We start from the raw sequence: 19,176 nt of genomic DNA, 5'->3' as shown, positions 1-19,176 counted from the left end.
ATTATCCTTTCAGCCAAAAAATGACGCCGATTAATATAAAGGCGCATCCGGACCATTTCATGAGGCTAATCTGTTCATGAAAGACCAGAATGGAGACGGCAATCAGCAAAATATACTGGATGCTCGATACGAACGTAACATAGCTTAAGTCGAACTGGGACAGGCAGTAAATCCATAAGAAGGCGGCCAGCGCATACAGAACGAATCCTAACACGATAAGCGGCGATGATACGTAGCCTAACAGGATGGATAGCAGCCCCGAGTCGAAGCTGACGCCCCTGCTTCCTATCTTGAGCAGCGTGCTAGCCGCCACGGTCATCGTGACGCTTCCGAAAAGCATGATGTATTTAATAATAATTACCCCTCGTTCATTTTCTTTTCGAGCTCTTCAAGCTTCAGCTTCGTTAATCCGAGCTCCTGCGTCAAAGCTTTATTATGCATCTTCAGTCCCGATATGCTGACGCTCATATTCAAGAGCAGCAAAAAAGCGCATGCGATCAGAATGGCAAAAAACGCCGATGGAGCATAGTACACCCCGATTAAGGTGGAGAACCAATCCATTAAATCCGTGAACACGGACATGATGAGCGTGAATAAGCCAATAAAAAACCATACCAGCGAATATTTTTCCTTGATCATCCTGGCTCTGACCATAAGAAAGACCGAAATAATAATAATGAGGCTGAATACGATCCCCATCACTTGAAAGCTGTACAAATGATATCCGCCATCCATGCTATCACCACCTCGTCCTCGTATAGGAGAAAAAGATGGACAAGATCACTTTCGCCATATAATACGGGCTTTTGATAGGAGTAATGGAGGAGGCTCCGTGCTCCCGCTCCCTCATTTCAACACCGACCTCCGTGATGCGCAATCCATGCTTTCTCAATAAAATAATGGCGTCCGGTTCCGGGTAATCATCCGGGTAATGCTTGCACAAGAGCTCTATGCTCCTCCGGTTATACATCCGGAAGCCCGAAGTGCTGTCGGTCACCTTGGTCTGAATCATCATGCGGAACAGCAAATAAAATACCTTGATGCCCAGCCTGCGCGACCACGTCGTTCGATAGGATTGAATGTCAAGGAACCTGGAGCCGATAACCATATCGCACCCGGACCGATTCATCGTGTCGTACAGCTTCTCCACTTCTTTGGCTATATGCTGCCCGTCGCCGTCAATCTGCACCATATAGTCATAGCCTCTGGTGTAGGCATACTTGAACCCGGTCTGCACCGCCCCGCCGATGCCGAGGTTAAAGGGCAGATCAACCACCTTGACGCCTTCCGCCTGCCTGGCCGTAAGAGAAGTATTATCATGCGAGCAGTCGTTAATGACTAAGATGTCGGAATAAGGGAGGCTCTCCCGGATATCCCTGATGACTTTCAAAATGTTGTTTTGTTCATTAAAAGCCGGAATCACTATTAACACTTTTCCTTGTTCCATAACGGCTCAGCTTCCCCGCATATTTTTTTGCAATAACGAACACACCATATAGAATTCTTTCTGCCCCGTATCCCGCCGCAATAGCAATGAACGGAATGGCAGGCGCCCTGTAACGGTACATCGCGTCAATGAACAGGACGATACAAAAAATAAAGATTGCCAGCGCGGAGAGCCAAATGATAGACGACTTCCTGAACTTGCCGTTCACTATGGCCATCACAGTGCCTGTGAGGAAAAGCAGCGTTGGAAGCAGATGCTCCGCGAGCACTTTTATACCGTGCAGACTGGTCACGTTCGTCTCCCATACCCAACGGCCGAGAAATGCGATGACTCTTTTGCCGTAGATAATGGAAATATGGTCCCAGTTGTTAATCAAGAAGCTCAGAATCAAGCTGTTGAATATATTAATGTCGTAGTTTGGTTTGAAATAGTGGTCGTGAGGTGTCGCTTTATCATAAATCCAGCCTTTAGCATAAATATTGTAAAGCACTTTCTTTGCATTAAATTGAAGAGAAGAAATGAGAGGATCCAATGCATTGCCGGAAAATAAATAAATGCAAGCCGCGACAGCTGCAAGAGCGCAGCCTCCGAGGACATAGCGGTATGTCTTCAGCATACGCAGCAACGTTTGCCTGTTCGTTCGAATAACGATATACAGGAGAATAAACGCCATCATGACGATGCCCGTCGGCCGGAAAACAACCATGTACAGCGATGAGACAACAAAAAGTATTTTGTATATTCGTTTATTGGATTCATATACCTTGAGGAGGAGAAAAATACATAAAAGCAAAAGACTGATAAAAAAACTGTCTGAAAGGATATACATCGACCACAGCGTCACTTCCCATGCATCATAATAAAAATAGGAGGCTATGATCGCTGCGGTTCTATTAAACAGCATGCGTGTAATTTTAAATACCAGAATAACGCTCAAGCCCGCAGTAACCGCCTGGATAAAGACGATTTTGGCCGGGTCCTTGAACAGAGCCAGCAGCAGGGTAAGCAGTAAATTATAGCCCAGATACATCAGATCGTTCATTTGCGTACCAATGGCAAAGTGATTCAGTAAAGCGCTTGCATAGTCGATATACCATTGACCGTCTTCAGATTGGGGGAGGCCTTGACCCGAACGTAAAATCCAGAAATAGTAGCCTAAGATTTGATCAAGCGCCAGAATCACAAGAGGAATCGTGAAGATAAAATCCCGATTCTTATATTTGTGATAAATACGGACAAGTAGGGACAATTGTACACCGCTCCAAATGTTTTATGAGTTGTAATCCTGTCTTCATCCAGCTTTAATCGTATAAATGTATTGCCTATGACGCGAACATCACATCAATTTACTTGCATCACCTCGAAGTTGTCAGCAATATTCCGCACGAGATTCTGTTTCTGTATGACCCGTTGGATGCACCCCTTACTTCCCATCTTGGAATCCTGAAAGAATCACTCCTCGAAATGGCCTTGATAGAGGGCTTCTCAGGATGAAAATGAAAATCGATAATCCTTTCGACGGCCCTCAATCATATTCCTGCTGTAAAAACGGCTGTGAATTATAAAAATATGGTTAAATTTTTAAATCGTGTTAACTCTTTATACCGATTCCGAAGGAATAATAAAACAAACACCCGATCCCAAAGAGGAAGTCGAGTGTTAGATAGATTGAAGTATTATAGCAGGATACTATTGTAACTATTAAAGCCCCAGTAAATTTCCTTTCTCCAAACGCAGGATTTGCTTCTCCCCGGCGTCGGCTAAGGTCCGGAATTGATCGATCGTCTCCCGCATCTTCGGAAGAGCTTCTTGCTTATACATGCTTATGGAGTCAAAGGCCGACAAGACATCCGTGAACGCCTGCTTCAAGGTATCCACCGAGACGCTGGTTTGCATGGCCTGCTTTTGTATTGCAGCTCCCTGCTCCTTCAACATCCTGGAGGTACCTGCGATAATATCGTTCGTCGTTTGGTTCAGCAGGTCGATCTTTTTCAGTACGATGCCTTGATTGTAGAGCGCGCTAGCCACAGTTACCGCAATTCGCAGTGCAGAGATCGTAACCGTATTAGCCCTGTCTACTCCGCGAATAAGCTCTTTATTGTTGCGGATGAGCACCTCGAACGCCATTATGCCTTGTTGATTGACAGCCAGCATTTGCTGCATATCCATGATGCGCTGACGCAGCGGAAAGAGTACTTCCTCCGTAATGAACCGGATTTTGTCCGGATCTTCATCCCGCAATTTGGCGGCTTCAATCTGCGCTTCGATGGATTCATCCATTAACATGCCAAGCTGAATTTCTTTTCTAAGCCTTTTCGTCAGCTCCCGGATTTCCTGCTGCTCGATTTCAAGCGTCGTGTTGTCGTTTTTAAGAGTCGCCTTCCCCTTCTCCAGAGACACGATAATATCCGCGATCACCACATCCGCTTTTTCATACTTTAGAAAGTACGCACGCAGCGGATTGAACAGTTTTCCGAGAAAGCCTTTCTTGGCAAAGTCTATCACGCTCGGATCCAGATCCTTCAGCTGGGTATGCAGCTCGGCAAGACTCTTGGCAACAGGTCCCCCTTCATCGCCAATCTTGGAGAGGTTCCCTACCGTTACCTGCAGCATCGTATTTTTTTTCGAGGACATTCTCATCGTAGTTAAGCCATAGCTGTCAATGGATTGGAGTATTTCCTTCTTCTTATCAAGCGAATCCAGATCCAATGCCATAATAGCGGCAACATTCGCATCAGCTGCCTCCTTCAGCTTGGCTATCTCCTCCGGAACAGGCTTCACCTCTTCCTCAATCGCTTGCTTGATCTCTTCCTGACTTACGACTTCCATGGAAAATGTCATGTTGCTCCTCCTTTGGCTGTATTACATTTGGACGTTAAACAAGTTGCCCAGCTTGTAGACCACATCATCGGTATCCGCATTAATGCTTGCCGCCTCGTTGATGCTCGAAATGCTTTCAAGAGCCTTGATATTCGCGTTATAGCCGATAGTATAAATAGGGATCTTGAAGGTCTCGATTAGAGCCTTGATCTCATTCAAGGAGTGGCCCTGATTGGTTTCACCGTCACTTAGGACGAAAATGATCGGCTTAACGTCCGGGTTCGCCGCTATCTCATCCTGCAGCATCTTCATGGCTACAATAACAGCGTCAAAGGTAGCCGTTCCTCCGTTAGCCTGGAGACTATTTACCGCCCCGACAAATTTGGATTGCTGGGTCGTGTCATACTTGCCGATAGGCAGCTTAATGGTGACCCCACTGGAATAAGCAACAAGACCGATGCTGTTGTTTTTCCCCAGATACTTTTGACCTTTGATTAAGGATTCCTTCAAGCGGTTGATCGGCACTCCCGCCATGCTGCCCGATACATCCGTTACAAAAACAGCGGCAATAGGCTTGCTGCCGTCCTTCTTTTCTTTCCAGACCTTTTGTGCGGAAGACAGAAGGTTCCCGTCGATGGCAGCGACTTCGGATTTATATTCCTCCAGACTGTTAAAGCCCTTTTGCTGTGCGGCCTTCTGATACTTCTCCTGCGTGACGAATTCCGCGAATTTCGAGAGAATCTCCATCTTCGTTTGCGGAAGATCGCCTAGCGCATATAACGGACTGTCATGCCTTACGCCAAAAGGAGTAAAGACGAAGCCCGATTTCAAATCGGCGGTGTTGACATATGTTTGGTATTCGAGAACAAAACCATCCAGTGCGCCGGATTTGGCCGCATCCCGCATTTGGATCGTGGTCGACGCGGTAAACGGCACATTGGATTGGAACTTCTCAAAGCCCTGAACCGCTTTATCGCTTAGGATATTCGAGCTGTCGAACGTACTGAGCGCTGTAACAAGGAAATTCAATCCGGTGGAGCTGGCGAACGGGTCCGTATAGCCCATGGCAAATTCGTTGTTTGCAATAGCATCCGTCACGGTTTTTACATTGACCGACCCGTATTTGCCCACTATAGCATCATATTTCGGCTTCGTTATCACAATGCCAGGCACGTTCCCGACGAGACGTTTGGTAACGAGCTGCGTCTTGACGCCGCTGGCCTTGACCATTTCTCCCCACAATTCATTGGAAGGGGTGAACGCGTCAGGTACATATTTGGCGGATTTAATGTAATCGGCTGCGGTACCGGAAGCGATATTGCGAATTTTTACCGACGCGGGCTTCCCGTTAACGGCGATGCTGGCTTTATTGAATTCCGTCGCAACATCGGTCAGCCAACCGTCGACGCCGGTCCCCGACTTTTCGGTGGAGGAGAAGATTTCCACGAAATTATCCGTCGTGTTATTCACCGTAACCGGGAACTTGGAGATATCCGGCAGGGATGAGGCGAGATCCACCGGATTAAGATCGATCTGCCCTTTGACCGGCGTCTCGGTAGCAACGGATACGTCGGAGTAAAGCTTGTTTAATTTCTTCAATGCATCCTCGGATGAAATCTGCGCTTTGGATTTTCCGAAGTTCGAGGTCAGAGTTACCCCTGCATAAACTAATACGAAGACGAAAACGACAATAATACCTGAAAACAGGAAAAACTTGCCCTTTCTCGGCATAGCGATCACCTCTTACTGTTTGTAATATTTCGTTTGCTTGATTAATGAGTCTATCTCCTGCATACAAGCCATCGCTTCAATATCTGCAGGCTCAAGGCTGTTAAGGCGGGAAATTTCGAGGATCAATTTATCCAGCTTCAACAAAATCTCTTCGTTCGTGGCAAGGGAATCCTTGATGAAGGTCATATACTCGTTGTAGACCATAGCTCTCTCTTGAATAATCTTCGGCGATAACTGGGTAGATCTAGGATTTATGACGCTTTCATACTCCGATTCATCAAATACAAGGAGCCGGTTCAAAATACTTTTGACATTCAGATAAAACAGCTTTTCGACCTCCTGCGTTACGGAGAAAAACTTCTGATAACTCAGCTCTGTAGGTTCAAATCTCTGATGTAAGGTTTCCAATAAGGTTTCTTTCTTTTTGCCGATTCGTTCCAGCTGCCTTAAGGCAAGGGAGATATCCTTCTCCAGCACCTTCACTCTTCGGTAGCTAGTGAGAGCCTTTACATAATCCTCATGGGTTTGGATCTGTTGTACGGATAGTACAACCTTAGGTCTAAACAGCCATGCATAACTCCCATAGAGCAGCACAAGCACGCTGGCGAACAGTAACGTGATACCCAATGCCGTCTCGAAAGGGCTACCTCCTATTTGAACTCCCAGAAATCCGGGCGATAGGACGACGATATTGACAACGATAATACCGATCATAAGTCCCAGCAGCTTTATGTATTTTGTGCCTTCCAATGCTTACACCCCCCGACGCCGCTATAACGGTCACATAACCAAGCTTCTTCAACTATCGGAACTGGAAAATCGGACCCAAAGATGCCACTCTTGTCTATATTACCAAAAAAAGCTAGAACGGTGTTGTTTTTTGTTAAGGTGCTAATATCATGTAATACGTTCCTTCATAAGGATTGTATTCAAAATTTTGTATTACCGAACTAAAAATCCGCGTGGAGCGGAAAAAGCGGCTTCGTTACTAAGGAGGAGGCTCGCCTCAAAATCGATGCCCGTAACACAGGAACTCATCGAAAAAAAAGAAGGCGCCGCGCGCCTTCAAATCATCGGATTCATTTAGTTAACTCCCGGCTCTAAGTAAAATGCAACGCCATCAGCTTCGTTAGCGGCTCTAACGGTCATCCCGTGATGCTCCGCGATTTGTTTGACGATGGCGAGACCGAGGCCGAATTGACCGTCACCGCCGGTTCGAAACGGCTCGAAGAGACTTGCCGCTATCGCCTCATCCAGGGGCGGTCCGTCATTGGCGATAATGAGCTCTGGCAGGGTGGCGCTCCTCTCGCTTGGCTTAGCCTGAATGTGAATGCGGCTTCCCGCGTACCGGAGCTGGTTGTCCAATATATTCTCGATGGCTACCTTCCACTGCTCGGCGTCGCCCGTTACCTGAAGATGGGGCGCAAGCTCCAGCTCCCATTCGATTTCGGGCCGGCGATAGCGCAGTCTGTCCACGGCGTCTTCAATGACAGCGTTCAATTCAAACGGTTGAAACGGTTTGTCCCGAGAGGTCAAATAATTAAGCTTATTCAACAGCAGCAGGTCGCGGATTCGCTTCTCCAGCCTCTCCCCTTCCTTGATGATGACATGAAGGCTTTCATTCAAGCTGCCCTTCGGAAAAATGCCGTCCAGGATGGACTGCGCATAGCTTCGGATCACCATGACGGGAGTTTTGAGCTCATGCGAGGTATGCTGCAGGAAAAACTGCTGTGCCTTATCCTGCCGGACGAGGCGCTGCCGCATCGATTCGATGGCCTTCGCCAGACGCCCGATTTCATCCTTGCGCTTCGTCTCCAGCGGCTCATGCCAATCCCGTTCGGCCAGCTTGCCTACGTGCCGTTCGATCTGAACGAGCGGACGGGTAAAATAGCGGGCCAATCCGACGCAGGGGAGCCAGCTGACCACGATCAGACCGACCATGAGCAGCATCAGCCTGAAGAACATGGTCATGACCAAGTCGTTGCGGTAGCTGCCGGAGGCGTAGGATATCAGATAGTTGGGCTCGTTTTGAACGAACTCTTTACGAATGACATAGAAAATACTGCTGTTATTAATGCTCCGCGTATATTTCATAACAGGGGCGGACTGGGTGAAGGCATCCTGCTCCATGGCTTGGACAAACGGCAGGGTGACAGGATCGGCGGCTATCGTAACCGCGGATTGCGCATTGCCGTTAATCATAACATGCTGAATAGACGGACCTTCCGGGGCGCTGATGCGAGTCGCTATCGTAAGTGCCGCCATTTTATCCGGCTCCAGCTGTTTCTCCGTGACTTCGTCCTGGGAAGAAACCGACATTTTGGTCATAGGAACAGCCTGTGTCAAGGGCATGCTGGGGGGCAGCTGCTTCAAATCCAATCGGACCGCCGGAATAGCTAAAGTATTTTGCTCCATTTGAATCCCGCTTTGCGCATCGAGCAAAATGTCGTACATTTGCTGCGTAAAGAAGCCCTTCAGCGTCCAAGGCAGCAGGATGGCGAGCAGTCCGAAAATAAATAAGGTCAAAGCGGCAAAAGCACCCCACAGCTTCACTGCAAGCGGCCATTGTCCGATTCTAAGCTTCATGCTCTCACCATCCTGTATCCGAAGCCGTATACGGTCTCTAGCCGCAGCTCCGGCAGCTTGCGCCGCAGCCTTCGCACCAGATCATCCACGACGCGGTCGGAGCCGTAGTAGTCTGTTCCCCAGACCGCATTCAGCACCTGCTCCCGGTCCACAATCTGCCCGCTATGGCTGACGAGGAATACAAGCAGCTCGAATTCCTTGCTTGTCAGCTCCAGCTTGCTCCCGTCCCCGTCTGTCACGATCCGGGCTTGCTCGTCGATGAGATAGGGAGGAACGGCCAGCTTGCTGCGGCGCTCCTGCACTGCAATTGAACGGGCGCCGCCATATACCCGCTCCAGCAGCTTCCGCGTGCGAATCACGAGCTCCCGGGGGAGAAAAGGCTTCGCCAAGTAATCATCGCTGCCTAATTCCAGGCCGATAACGCGATCGATATCGGCGTCACGCGCAGAGATAAAAATAACCGGCTGAGACGGAAGCTCCGCCTTGATCTCACGCATCAGCTGGAAGCCGTCTACGCCGGGCAGCATGATATCGAGGACCCACAAGTCCGGCCGCTCCGATATCGCCGCCTGAGCTGAAGTTCCCTCGCGGAACGACCGCACTTGCCACCCCTCTTTCTCCAAATAAGCGGCAAGGACGCCGCTTAAGTGCTCCTCGTCTTCTACTAAATAGATTCGGTACATGAACTTGTCCTCCTGTAGGGTCCCTCTATAGGAAAAGGCGGAGCCGATCCGCTCATGCGCACCGGTTCCACCGTATGATTAGACTGTATGTGCAGATAACGCTGATTATTTGCTCTGCTCATTCTCCTGAGCGGGCTGAATGGCAGCGGCTTCTATTTCTTTAGAGAGTTTACGAAGGCTCTCGGTCTCGCTCTTATAATCCTTCAACAGCTCCGGCAGCAAGCTGCGGATTGTTGCTGCATCGTCCGCCTCCACCGCTTCGGCTAATTTTTGCTGGCGTTTGAACGAATCCGGAAGCTCCGCTTTTATTATATCATTAGCGTCCTTCACCTCAACTGGAAGCGCTTGGATAACCTCCTTCATGACAGCATCGTCCCCCTCCTTGACAATGACCGCCGCCTCGGAGCTTTGCTTATCGGAGGAGCCAGGCAGGACTATGCGAACCATTTGCCGTTTCTTGGATGAATCGGCGGTTTCAGCGCCATCTGCACCCGTGCCGCTTTCCACTGGCTTTTTCGTCATCGTGATGCTCTTCGTCATTTGCGGCTTAGGCAGTTCACTCTCTACCTGCTTTCGCTCGTCAAGCGCCTGCTTCCACTCCCCGAGGGTTTCCGGAGCATAGGTAGCGGCCAGCAGCTTCAAATAATTGCGCTGCAATGCAGGCTGCATTAGAAGGTTCGAGCCGCCCCCTACAGCGAACGTCGAGATGGTTACGGCAGGCTGCGCCAATACAGCGGGCGTTTGGGCTTCCTTCTGATCGTTAGCATCGGCGGCGAAGGCGCTGCCCGCCCCTCCGATAGCCATGGTGAGCATAGCGGCAAGCAGGCTGGTATGAGTTAAACGGCGTTTCCATTGGTTTGTTTTCATGATTGAAAACTCCTTTCGGTTGGTAGGTTTAAGGAAGTGGTTTCCCTTACACCCCTACTGTACCGAAAGATTATGGACAGGGTATCGCAACATTATGGGAAATTATGTGTTGGACCGGATGGTTAATGTAAATCAAGGCTTGATTCCAAAATAGCGGGGCTGTTAATCATGTATTGTGAGGGACTTCCTCAGGCCGATTACCCTAATAATTGACAAGCAATCTACAGGCTGTATTAATTCGTATCCCCTAAATAGCAGCCTTTCCATGAAGGATTCTGCAATATATTTCCCAGTTGCTTAGGATATAATCGAATATCCTCGAGACGGCTAATTTCAATCCATTCTACGCCGACCTGGTCATCATCAGGGTTCTCGCCATTAGTCAATCCGGCATCGCGGGAGACCAGGGAGCATTGGAAATAAAATTCAACTTGATGAACTTCCCCATCCCATGAGGCAAATTCATGATTTTTTCCGATATATTCCCGAACATAGACCAGATCATGGACTACCACACTCTCTCCGGTCTCTTCTATACATTCCCTTTGGACAGCAACCTTCAATTCTTCTCCGTGCTCTTGTCCGCCGCCCGGGAATAAATAAAAATATCCGGAATCATCCTTGTTCTTGGTCAATAAAACCTTCCCGTTCTCGATAATAATGGCCTTGGCAGAATTTCTTATCGGCTTCATGTTTCCTCCAATAAATATAAAGAGTAAGGGAATACATTTTACCACAAAAGGTCACAATTGGAAGGTTTTTTTGTACGGCAAAAGGCAGGGCTAGACAAGCACCTGCCGCCTCTTAGTCTTTTCATTTAGCTTGGGTTTGTGGAAAATACCTATATGGGTCATAAGTACCCGCAATCGCTGAGGTAATCCAGAATCACGCATATCGACTCCTCGATCGTTAGCCGGTCGCTATCAATGATCAACTCCGGATTAAGCGGCGGCTCATAGGGGGCCGAAATGCCTGTAAACTGCTTGATCTCACCGGCTCTTGCCTTTTTATACAGTCCCTTAGGGTCCCTTCGTTCACACTCCTCGAGCTGGCAACGAACGTAGATCTCGATAAATTCATGCTCCTCAAAGCTTGAGCGCAGCCGCTCTCTATCTGCTCTATAAGGCGAGATAGCCGCAGCCAAAACGATGATCCCCGCATCAACGAACAGCTTGGCGGTTTCCCCCATTCTCCTTATGTTTTCCGTACGATCCTTCGCACTGAAGCCAAGCCCCTGATTCAAGCCATGACGAAGATGATCTCCGTCCAGGATATAGCTGTGCATATACCTTTGGTGGAGTTCAAGCTCCATCCGTTCCGCCAAGGTCGATTTCCCTGAGCCCGGCAGCCCGGTAAACCACAATACATAGCTTTTATGTCCGTTTAACCTGTGTCTATCCGCTTTCATGATCTTGGACTCATGCCAGCCAATATTAGAAGTCACGATTGTCACCTCACCGTTATGAAACCAGAGCCGTTCAGCTTGTTTTATACTCTATGTAACTATAAGGCAAATGGCATGGACTTGTGCAAAATTGATGCAAGTATCCTCGATGGCATTTGGGTGAATTTGAGAGGTAAAGATTGCATCGAATGGCAAAAAGCCCTGCAGATGAATGCAAGGCTTGAAGTTGTTCCCTGTATATTGGTCAATGCACAAGTTCGTATGGGACTATTGAGTTGACATTACTATTCTCATCAAGCATGGTTAAAGTTTTCAGCTAGATAGGTTCTGGCGCAGTGTTAGGACCTATCCGCTATCTTTCTTGCCCCGTAGCAGCAGCTACTCTTGGATACTCATCTGCCATCGAGTTATTGCGCTTGGGTTGTGCGGGTTACCTGGAAGTCTTGCTGCCACAAGATCCGCTCTCCGATTTTGATGCTGGCTCTAAGCTCATTAGTCCCCGGCTTCAGTTGCCGGACAGCTTTGTATTGGTACAAAACCTGATCCGTTCTAAGCGGTGCGACCCATTCGGCATTGGCCTCCACCGCAGAATGCTCCAAATTCCCGCGTTCTGCGACAACAAGCTTCGGGCGATCCTGGATATTATCGGATTGGAGCAGCTGGATGTTATCCGTCAAGGAGGCGACCAACTCCAGACTATCGGTATCGCTGGATTGCGGAAGGGATGGCGCCGCAATATGATAGGCTTGCAGCCAAAAGGCCATATCCGAGCCTTTCTCGGAAATGAGCGAGCCGAACAGAGTCCTGGCATCCGCGATATTCAAATAAAGCTCTCCGTCCGCCAAGCGTTCCGGTGCTTGAATCAGCTTCACATGGCTTCCAGCGTTCCCCTGCCACATGGTGTCCGCTGTGTTCGAACCGGGCGTAACTCGAAACCCATATCCCGTATTGCTTTCCAAGGTGAAGGTACCCTCCGATTCACGGACCGTATAACGGAAGCCTTCGGATAGAAACGGAGCCGAGACGTACCAAGAGCCTTCCTTCTTGTAGCCGACCTTTCTTTCCTGAAACAGCAGCTCGTCGCCATTCACTTTGGCGCTGTTATAATAGAGCGTATAAAACGAGATTTGTATAGCCTGCTCGCTCCCTGGCTGCAAAATACGGTCCGTGTAGGGATTGATTCTGAACCACGTTTTGCCGACATACGAATCAATCTGATACCACCGATTGCCCAGCTTATCGTCCCAATAGAGCGACGGATGCACAATCTGTGGGGACAACTGCGCAAATTTGTACCATATTCCCGATGTCGGATAGCTCATCAGCTCTGTGTTGGCATTTAACTGAATGGCGACCTCAGCGGGCTTGGTATCGATCGGATCGGCAAACTGATTATTCACCCAGCCATCCCCCGATGAAGTATGTACGTGGTACCAGACAGGATCATCCGGTGTATTCCCGTAGCTGTTCCGTTCGATTCGTTCGAATGACTCCACAGTCTGCGGCTCTAATATGGCTGCTTCCTCATCGTATGGATACGGATGAACGAACAACGTCGTTCGGGTATTGAGCTTTATGGATTCCTTTGTCTCAGTGATCTTCATGCCGCGCGACGATATCCACTTAGGGCCGTTATCCATCTCCACCCGATATAAGGAGTTATAAAACGGAGATACAAACTCGCCGGTCACCTGCAAGGCGGCATGGCGCAGGTTCTCCTCGTTGAGAAAGTACGCCTTTTCATCCAGGCTGCGCACACTGCCTATCCTGTTCAACGGCAGCTGGACCCATTGATCCCCAAGCCAAGTCGTATGAATCTGCAGCCATTTCATAGTGCTATTGTCGAACCCTTCTTCTGCGAACCACTGCTTCTGCGCCCCTACTACCGTCACATCTTGAGGCGATAATACGGCAGTTGGCTCCTCCGCTGCATCCGGCTTGGCATAAATCGGTGTATTATCCAAAAGCGTTATCGTTTTAGGCGGCGGAACATCCAGATCTTGAGACTGAACATTAATCCATTTGTCACCGAACTTGGTATGAATCTTCCACCAGTTATGCTGGCTTGACCACGGCATACCGCCAATGACGACCTCTACATCCTGCGGAGCCAAAACTCCTTCCGGAGGTGCCCATGAATTTTCGTACTTATCAAAGTACGGCGTATCCGCGAGCAAACTGATAACCGAGGGCACTCTGCCCGATTCCGGCGTATCCGTAGGAAACATTTCCGCGTTAGCGGATAGGGTGGCTGCTGCAAATGCTTGTATGCCGAACAGCGTTCCCGCCAGAGCCTTCATCCACCTCATTAGCTCTCACTCCTTCCCTACTCTCTCTGAATGGTTAAACCTTCCTATTTATACTCGATTTGTTTGTTAAAGTTCTCCGATCTCCTGCTGTCTTCAATGAACTAACGTACTCGATAGCGTAACAGCGGATGCCGCGTTCGTGAGGATGTGTAAGGCATTTACAAAATAGCGTTTGGTAGACTATGATTTTAATATTCACCTATTGGGGAAATTGCGTAGGATTCCGGACAGCGTCTACTGTGGCCGATTACGCCGGCAATGAAATCAAGTTGAAGGAGTGAATAAAGGATGAAGAATAAGTTCGAATTTACTGCTGTCGTCTTAATAGGCAATGGCGAGTTAACAGACGACTTTACCATCGATCTCGCCAAAATGGTTGACCGTTTGACCGCACAGCTGGAGATCGCCCAGAAAGCACTGCAAACTATTGCGGGGAGCTCAGAGCAAGGTAACGAAGCAGCCAAGACCATTGCAATAGAAGCTCTTGAATCTATTGTCGAGTAGGTGTCGGCTGCTTTCGTGTTTTATAACGTAACGTTATCCGTTAGTTTAACGAAGGATTACATGTTCCCTTTAAAAATCTCGCTTAATACGCCATTAGGATTCATATCAGGATACCAACCTAAATCCTTCCTCTTAAGGCTGTTTACCTTCCCAATCCTTGAACATCCCAGTAAACTCAGGAAAGAATCAATCCAGCCAGTTGTGGATACGCGGCTGTATTCACTTTAATTAGTTTATTTGGCTTGAAAGCAATAGGTTCCATTTACTTAATGTTGGCAATTGTAAAAATAATTGATTTATTGAGCATCGGTCCATCGTATCCTCCAAGCAATATTTCCTAAAGTCATAGTTTATTTTACCATACAACTAAATTGTCAGTTAGCTTAATGCCAGTGACCAGGATTATTATTTACTGAAACCCGCAAGAATAAGGAAAAGCCTGGAATCTGCAGCGATTCCAGGCGGTTTAGGGGACGTCGATCGAATTCACGGCGCGGTTTTTAGAGCAGACAACCTGATCGTCAAAAAATTTCCAAGAGAGCTGACGTAACAGGCTGTACCTACAGGTACTGCCTGATTTGCTTCAAATCTAGTAAAACCTGTGGAGTGATTCAATTAAGCTTTTGAAACGATCAGGCTTTAAGAGATAATAAATCCGTTTTCCCTCCCTGCACTCCTGTATGAAGCCCTCGTCCTTCAATTCCTTCAAATGGTATGACAGCTTCGACGACGAAATGTCCCCCAAACCAAGCTTCAGATCCTCCGGGCAGATGGCATGCGCATAAGCCGAACAGACCGGCGCTTGGTAAATCTCCTGTCTTCCCTCTTTCAGAAGCATCAATATTTTAAGCCGTATCGGATCGCTGAGCACTTTAGCCGCTTGGGCTACTGCAAGTTCATCAATTTGTCTCATGAAAAAATTATATCATCCCCCCCTCGACATTTCAATTATTATTGAAATATAACCAGCTCGATTCATTTCAAAATAAATTGAAATAAAGGAGCGATCTATTCATGTCTTCCGATCAACCAACCCGGCTTCGTGCCGCAGCACCGGAAATGGCTTCCGTCGAGCATCCGGCCCTAGGATAGCGCTTGGCTCTGCTCGCCTTGGCTCAACTCATTTACTCTCTGGACATCAAAATCGTTACAGACTGCTGTTGTCGTCAATTAATCTAAAGTCTTCCATTAGCGTAACGACTATGCTATTTGACAAAGTACCTACTAGAAGGTAGACTGTGGTTATGGACAATTTATCTACCACATTTGACAACATTCTGGCTTGTGCGCGTACTCTGATCGTCACTGGCGGCTACAACGGCTTCAGTTATGCCGACATCGCTGATGTGGTTGGGATTCGAAAGGCGAGCATCCATCACCACTTTCCTAGCAAGGTCGATCTGGTCCGAACGCTAGTTGCGAGGTATCGGAAAGAAGCTGAAGCAGGGATGGCAAATCTCGAACTTCAAGTATCCGATCCGCTCGAACAGCTTCGGTACTACACTGGCTATTGGGAAGCCTGTATCGCGGACGCCAGCGCTCCGTTTTGTGTCTGCGCGTTGTTGGCAAGCCAGCTCCCGGTCCTACCCGAGGAAGTTGCGCTAGAGGTCCGGGCGCATTTCAGCTACCTGTCGGCATGGTTGACATCCGTGCTGGAGCGCGGTGTGCTGCAAGGACAATTTCAACTGATGAATACCCCTCGTGACGAGGCCGAAACGTTCATGGCAACGGTTCACGGCGCGATGCTTTCGGCGCGGGCTTATGGCGATCCGAAGATATTCGGCGTCGTGACAGAAACGCTCATGGGGCGACTCGTTTCGCGCTTCCCTTTGTGATGAACGCCACGATAGCGATGGTTGCTGTCATGATCGAGATGAAAGGAGGTGAACATAACCATTTTGAGGATAAGATCGCTATTTATGAACTAATCGTATCTCATCCGAGAAGTTCATTTGGATCATGACGGGCCAGCCGCTAGAGTTGCCAATCATGGCGTGTCAATGGGATACCGGAACATCGCACCGTATTGAACTTCTGGGAATTCGAACGAGCGTCATGGCGATGAATGATTGCGAAACGAACACTGCCGCCCGTCGATGGTTCAGGCACACATCATTTAATTTTAACCTACCTACTAGTAGGTATACTCTTATCAAATTATCAATGTAGCTGCTATGCCGGATTAGGCACGTTTAATTTCCTTGTTTCAGCCCCGTGGATGACCTTGAGCCAATTTGCGCGGAAGGCTGCATGGCCGATCATCTTAAGCCCCACCGACACGATATGAGATGCTGTCAACCGCTAGTATCGGCTCGCGGCAAGACAGAACAAATTACCCTTGTCCTTAAGGACCGGAAGGAGACAATTATGTTTGGAATTTCATCACTTGGCTGGGTACATACGCTCAGCAGCTTGCCCGCCATTCCGCTGGCTATATATATGTTTGCTCGCTATGGGCGGATTGTTCCTCGGTCAAGGTCTGGTGTCATCTACTTTATTTCGATGCTGATTGGCGCTATCACAGTATTTCCCATCGCACATCAGTCGGTCAGCTATGTCATTGGCACGACAACGATCCTGCTGCTGCTCGCCGGATACGGGATCAGGCGTGTTTCGAGCTTTAAGCGTGCGGCCAAGTACCTTGAAACAATCTTCCTCAGCCTGACGGCGTTTCTGCTGATGCTGCCGACCGTTACCGAAACCCTGACCCGTGTTCCAGACGGCCACCCCATAGTCGCCGATTTGAATTCGCCAATTCTCCTCGGCGCTCAAGCCAGTCTCTTCGTCATTCTTGTCGTTGGCCTAACAGCTCAAATCATCCATTTGCGAAAGCAAGACAGGATCGCGGCATTCACCTCGCCCTCCAAGATGTCTGCCAAATGAAAGCATCACTAACTTAGTTATAATCTGACGATTAATCAGTAATATTTTAATAAGGAGCTACAAAACATGTCATTAACTCAAGCTTTAGCGGGAGCTAAACAGGAATTTATCGCGCATACCCCTTTGCAGATTCAAACGGAGATGTTTCGTCAGATCCGAGAGCAGCAGGAATCTGGTATTGCTTACGGCCGGCAGGAGGGGCAGAAGGCGAAGGATTTTACACTCAGGAATGCTTTGGGAGAAACGATTAGTCTTTATGAAGAACTGTCCAAAGGACCTGTTGTTCTGACATTTTATAGGGGCGGATGGTGCCCGTTCTGCAACAGTCAGCTTAAGGTCTATCAGAAGCTACTGCCTGACATCGAAGCCCTCGGGGGCCAGTTGATCGCTGTCAGCCCGCAAAGCCCGGACAACACGCTTTCCCAGCAGGAGAAAGAAGAGCTGACTTTCCAAGTGTTAAGCGACACACACGGTCTCGTGGCCGCATTCTATAACATTCTTTACGACGTTCCGGTTTACATTAAGGACATTATGAAACAAATTGGTATGGACTTGGCGGAATACAACGCGACGAACCGCTGGATCCTGCCGATTCCTTCCACCTTTATGATCGACGAATCCGGCATTATCCGTTCCGCCTACGTGAATCCAGACTTTATGCAGCGGCTGGATCTGGAAAATATCCTGCGTGAATTGAGGAAGCTTTAATTATTGACATAAAGGCGATCAGACAGTTGGTTAATCTGCTGGGATCGCAGAAAGCGTGTTAAGGTTCCTACTTTTTACCGTAAACATTCTATTGAACATAACTTCCCTTTCGTATTATGAGATCAGCCGTTCTTTCAGGTTGATCCTTTTTTCATTTGAAGGTAGCCGGGTCGAACGTACCTGCTTGTGGGACTTGATCGCGAGCGCTATAATGTTCACCCCTACATGTATTGGCAATGATTCAGGGGGGTTGGGACATAAAGCCCGTAGCATGTGCGATGCTGTGGAGCGACAAGAAGGTCATAGGGGCTACCGGTAATTTCACTTCCATACCGAGGAATTTTCTATAAGAAGTCATTCCGTTTGGAATAACATAAGCTATTGGAAATAAACCTTCCAATGTGAATCAAATTGGGAGGTTGTTTGGCATCTCTATTTCCCACAATACCACAGGGGTTCGAACTATCTTGTTGGAGATCCATTTTATTGAACTAACTTTACCCGTTTGCGGAATCACTCGGAGGCTTGCCACCGTCGTCAGTCTTCGGCTGTTGCTGCCGGAGCTTGACTAGCTGTTCGTACCGCTCTCGGATCTTCGGTATTGCATCCTCGAGTAACTTTTCGTGCCTCTCAGCTGACAGACGATCGAGTTCCTCTTTCTGCTCCTGGCTGACCTTGTACACTTTCGCCGTTATGATCTCGCCTGTTTCATATATCGTTGTCACTTTCTCCAGAGCCTTTTTCTCCTTGTCCATGTTCGACATTTTCTCCTGCCTCCCAACTTTGTTTCTCTCTTTTCTATTATTACGTCTGACTGATCTCCACGCAATTCCTGTTTTGGGGCTAACTCCCTGTTTAATAAAAGGAACGCTCCCGCGCCTTCGCTTGGGCTACGTCCTCATCATAATATTCCATTTCCAATTACCTATTAAGAAAGTACGCAGGTAGCATGTAGTGCTTAAACACGCGAAGCCATCGCTGCAGGTGAGAGGAGCGCCATCTATCTGGCAGCGGTCGGCATTCTTCTCGGCGCGCTTGTCGCCTTGTTTTTGCCTCGAAAACGAAAAATTTGACGGGTTATTGCATCGCAAAAAACCGGCCAAAACCACGTAATCTGTTTTAACGTGGTTTTGGCCGGCGCAAATTCTATTTGGCTTCCTAATGCTCTGCAAGAGGACGGGTATCCCGATGTACAGGCGTTTATGACTACCTTCCGCAAGGCTGAACCTGTAG

Annotated in this window: 20 protein-coding genes; 5 read left to right on the top strand and 15 right to left on the bottom strand. The window is 48.4% G+C overall.

Translation table 11 applies throughout. The features are described from left to right. Position 1: 1 nt before the first annotated feature. The 13 genes from ABEA66_RS00255 to ABEA66_RS00195 all read right to left on the bottom strand — a co-directional run bounded on the left by ABEA66_RS00255 (position 2) and on the right by ABEA66_RS00195 (position 13,848). The gene (locus tag ABEA66_RS00255; RefSeq protein ID WP_345584951.1) at positions 2-319 is read right to left on the bottom strand and encodes an EamA family transporter; all 318 of its coding nucleotides are present in this window, start codon (positions 317-319) and stop codon (positions 2-4) included. 38 nt (positions 320-357) lie between these two features. After that, entirely contained in the window at positions 358-735 is a 378-nt protein-coding gene (locus tag ABEA66_RS00250) for a DUF2304 domain-containing protein (protein ID WP_079914759.1), read from the bottom strand. Positions 736-739: 4 nt separating this feature from the next. Next, positions 740-1,447, bottom strand: a complete 708-nt coding sequence (locus ABEA66_RS00245) for a glycosyltransferase family 2 protein (RefSeq protein ID WP_079914760.1) — start codon at positions 1,445-1,447, stop codon at positions 740-742. Further along, on the bottom strand, positions 1,407-2,696 hold the full coding sequence (locus ABEA66_RS00240; RefSeq protein ID WP_192705889.1) for a glycosyltransferase family 39 protein: 1,290 nt from the start codon (positions 2,694-2,696) through the stop codon (positions 1,407-1,409). Before ABEA66_RS00240 ends, ABEA66_RS00245 begins: the two co-directional genes overlap by 41 nt. Positions 2,697-3,148: 452 nt before the next feature. After that, positions 3,149-4,288 (bottom strand): toxic anion resistance protein, encoded by a 1,140-nt coding sequence (locus ABEA66_RS00235; protein ID WP_345584946.1) that lies wholly within the window; start codon positions 4,286-4,288, stop codon positions 3,149-3,151. 21 nt (positions 4,289-4,309) lie between these two features. Continuing rightward, positions 4,310-5,998 (bottom strand): vWA domain-containing protein, encoded by a 1,689-nt coding sequence (locus ABEA66_RS00230; protein WP_345584944.1) that lies wholly within the window; start codon positions 5,996-5,998, stop codon positions 4,310-4,312. Positions 5,999-6,010: 12 nt separating this feature from the next. After that, complete coding sequence (locus tag ABEA66_RS00225; protein WP_345584942.1) at positions 6,011-6,748, bottom strand: hypothetical protein; 738 nt, start codon at positions 6,746-6,748, stop codon at positions 6,011-6,013. 333 nt (positions 6,749-7,081) lie between these two features. After that, positions 7,082-8,584, bottom strand: coding sequence for a sensor histidine kinase (locus ABEA66_RS00220; RefSeq protein ID WP_345584940.1), 1,503 nt, complete (start codon positions 8,582-8,584; stop codon positions 7,082-7,084). Further along, entirely contained in the window at positions 8,581-9,267 is a 687-nt protein-coding gene (locus tag ABEA66_RS00215; protein ID WP_345584938.1) for a response regulator transcription factor, read from the bottom strand. Before ABEA66_RS00215 ends, ABEA66_RS00220 begins: the two co-directional genes overlap by 4 nt. A gap of 105 nt (positions 9,268-9,372) precedes the next feature. Beyond that, a complete protein-coding gene (locus ABEA66_RS00210) occupies positions 9,373-10,134 on the bottom strand; it encodes a hypothetical protein (RefSeq protein ID WP_345584937.1) in 762 nt (253 codons plus the stop codon). Positions 10,135-10,367: 233 nt separating this feature from the next. Then, complete coding sequence (locus ABEA66_RS00205) at positions 10,368-10,826, bottom strand: NUDIX domain-containing protein (protein WP_345584936.1); 459 nt, start codon at positions 10,824-10,826, stop codon at positions 10,368-10,370. Between the two features lie 158 nt (positions 10,827-10,984). Continuing rightward, on the bottom strand, positions 10,985-11,542 hold the full coding sequence (gene cysC, locus ABEA66_RS00200) for an adenylyl-sulfate kinase (protein ID WP_225948680.1): 558 nt from the start codon (positions 11,540-11,542) through the stop codon (positions 10,985-10,987). Positions 11,543-11,946: 404 nt separating this feature from the next. Then, the gene (locus ABEA66_RS00195; RefSeq protein ID WP_345584935.1) at positions 11,947-13,848 is read right to left on the bottom strand and encodes a hypothetical protein; all 1,902 of its coding nucleotides are present in this window, start codon (positions 13,846-13,848) and stop codon (positions 11,947-11,949) included. Positions 13,849-14,136: 288 nt separating this feature from the next. Between ABEA66_RS00195 and ABEA66_RS00190 the strand changes: the two genes are divergently transcribed. After that, positions 14,137-14,352, top strand: coding sequence for a hypothetical protein (locus ABEA66_RS00190; protein ID WP_079914771.1), 216 nt, complete (start codon positions 14,137-14,139; stop codon positions 14,350-14,352). A 589-nt stretch (positions 14,353-14,941) separates the two neighbouring features. Here the strand turns inward: ABEA66_RS00190 and ABEA66_RS00185 are convergent. Then, positions 14,942-15,265, bottom strand: coding sequence for an ArsR/SmtB family transcription factor (locus ABEA66_RS00185; RefSeq protein WP_345584934.1), 324 nt, complete (start codon positions 15,263-15,265; stop codon positions 14,942-14,944). A 331-nt stretch (positions 15,266-15,596) separates the two neighbouring features. Here ABEA66_RS00185 and ABEA66_RS00180 point away from each other — a divergent pair, with 331 nt between their 5' ends. The 3 genes from ABEA66_RS00180 (at position 15,597) to ABEA66_RS00170 (ending at position 17,943) form a co-directional block, all read left to right on the top strand. Then, a complete protein-coding gene (locus ABEA66_RS00180) occupies positions 15,597-16,187 on the top strand; it encodes a TetR/AcrR family transcriptional regulator (RefSeq protein WP_345584933.1) in 591 nt (196 codons plus the stop codon). Positions 16,188-16,719: 532 nt separating this feature from the next. Then, a complete protein-coding gene (locus ABEA66_RS00175) occupies positions 16,720-17,235 on the top strand; it encodes a hypothetical protein (RefSeq protein ID WP_079914773.1) in 516 nt (171 codons plus the stop codon). A 66-nt stretch (positions 17,236-17,301) separates the two neighbouring features. Then, complete coding sequence (locus ABEA66_RS00170; RefSeq protein ID WP_345584932.1) at positions 17,302-17,943, top strand: peroxiredoxin-like family protein; 642 nt, start codon at positions 17,302-17,304, stop codon at positions 17,941-17,943. Between the two features lie 497 nt (positions 17,944-18,440). Here the strand turns inward: ABEA66_RS00170 and ABEA66_RS00165 are convergent, their stop codons facing one another. After that, positions 18,441-18,707 carry a hypothetical protein gene (locus ABEA66_RS00165; protein ID WP_079914775.1) on the bottom strand — a complete coding sequence of 89 codons (267 nt, stop codon included), beginning with the start codon at positions 18,705-18,707 and terminating at the stop codon, positions 18,441-18,443. Between the two features lie 210 nt (positions 18,708-18,917). On the opposite strand from ABEA66_RS00165, the gene ABEA66_RS36250 reads away from it, so the two are divergent. After that, complete coding sequence (locus ABEA66_RS36250) at positions 18,918-19,016, top strand: LPXTG cell wall anchor domain-containing protein (protein ID WP_079914829.1); 99 nt, start codon at positions 18,918-18,920, stop codon at positions 19,014-19,016. The last annotated feature ends 160 nt before the right edge of the window (positions 19,017-19,176 follow it).

The sequence above is a fragment of the Paenibacillus vulneris genome (assembly GCF_039543185.1).
In the GTDB taxonomy this organism is placed as follows: domain Bacteria; phylum Bacillota; class Bacilli; order Paenibacillales; family NBRC-103111; genus Paenibacillus_S; species Paenibacillus_S vulneris.
The sequence above is the reverse complement of the archived record's forward strand: the minus strand, read 5'-3'. Positions and strand labels throughout refer to the sequence as shown.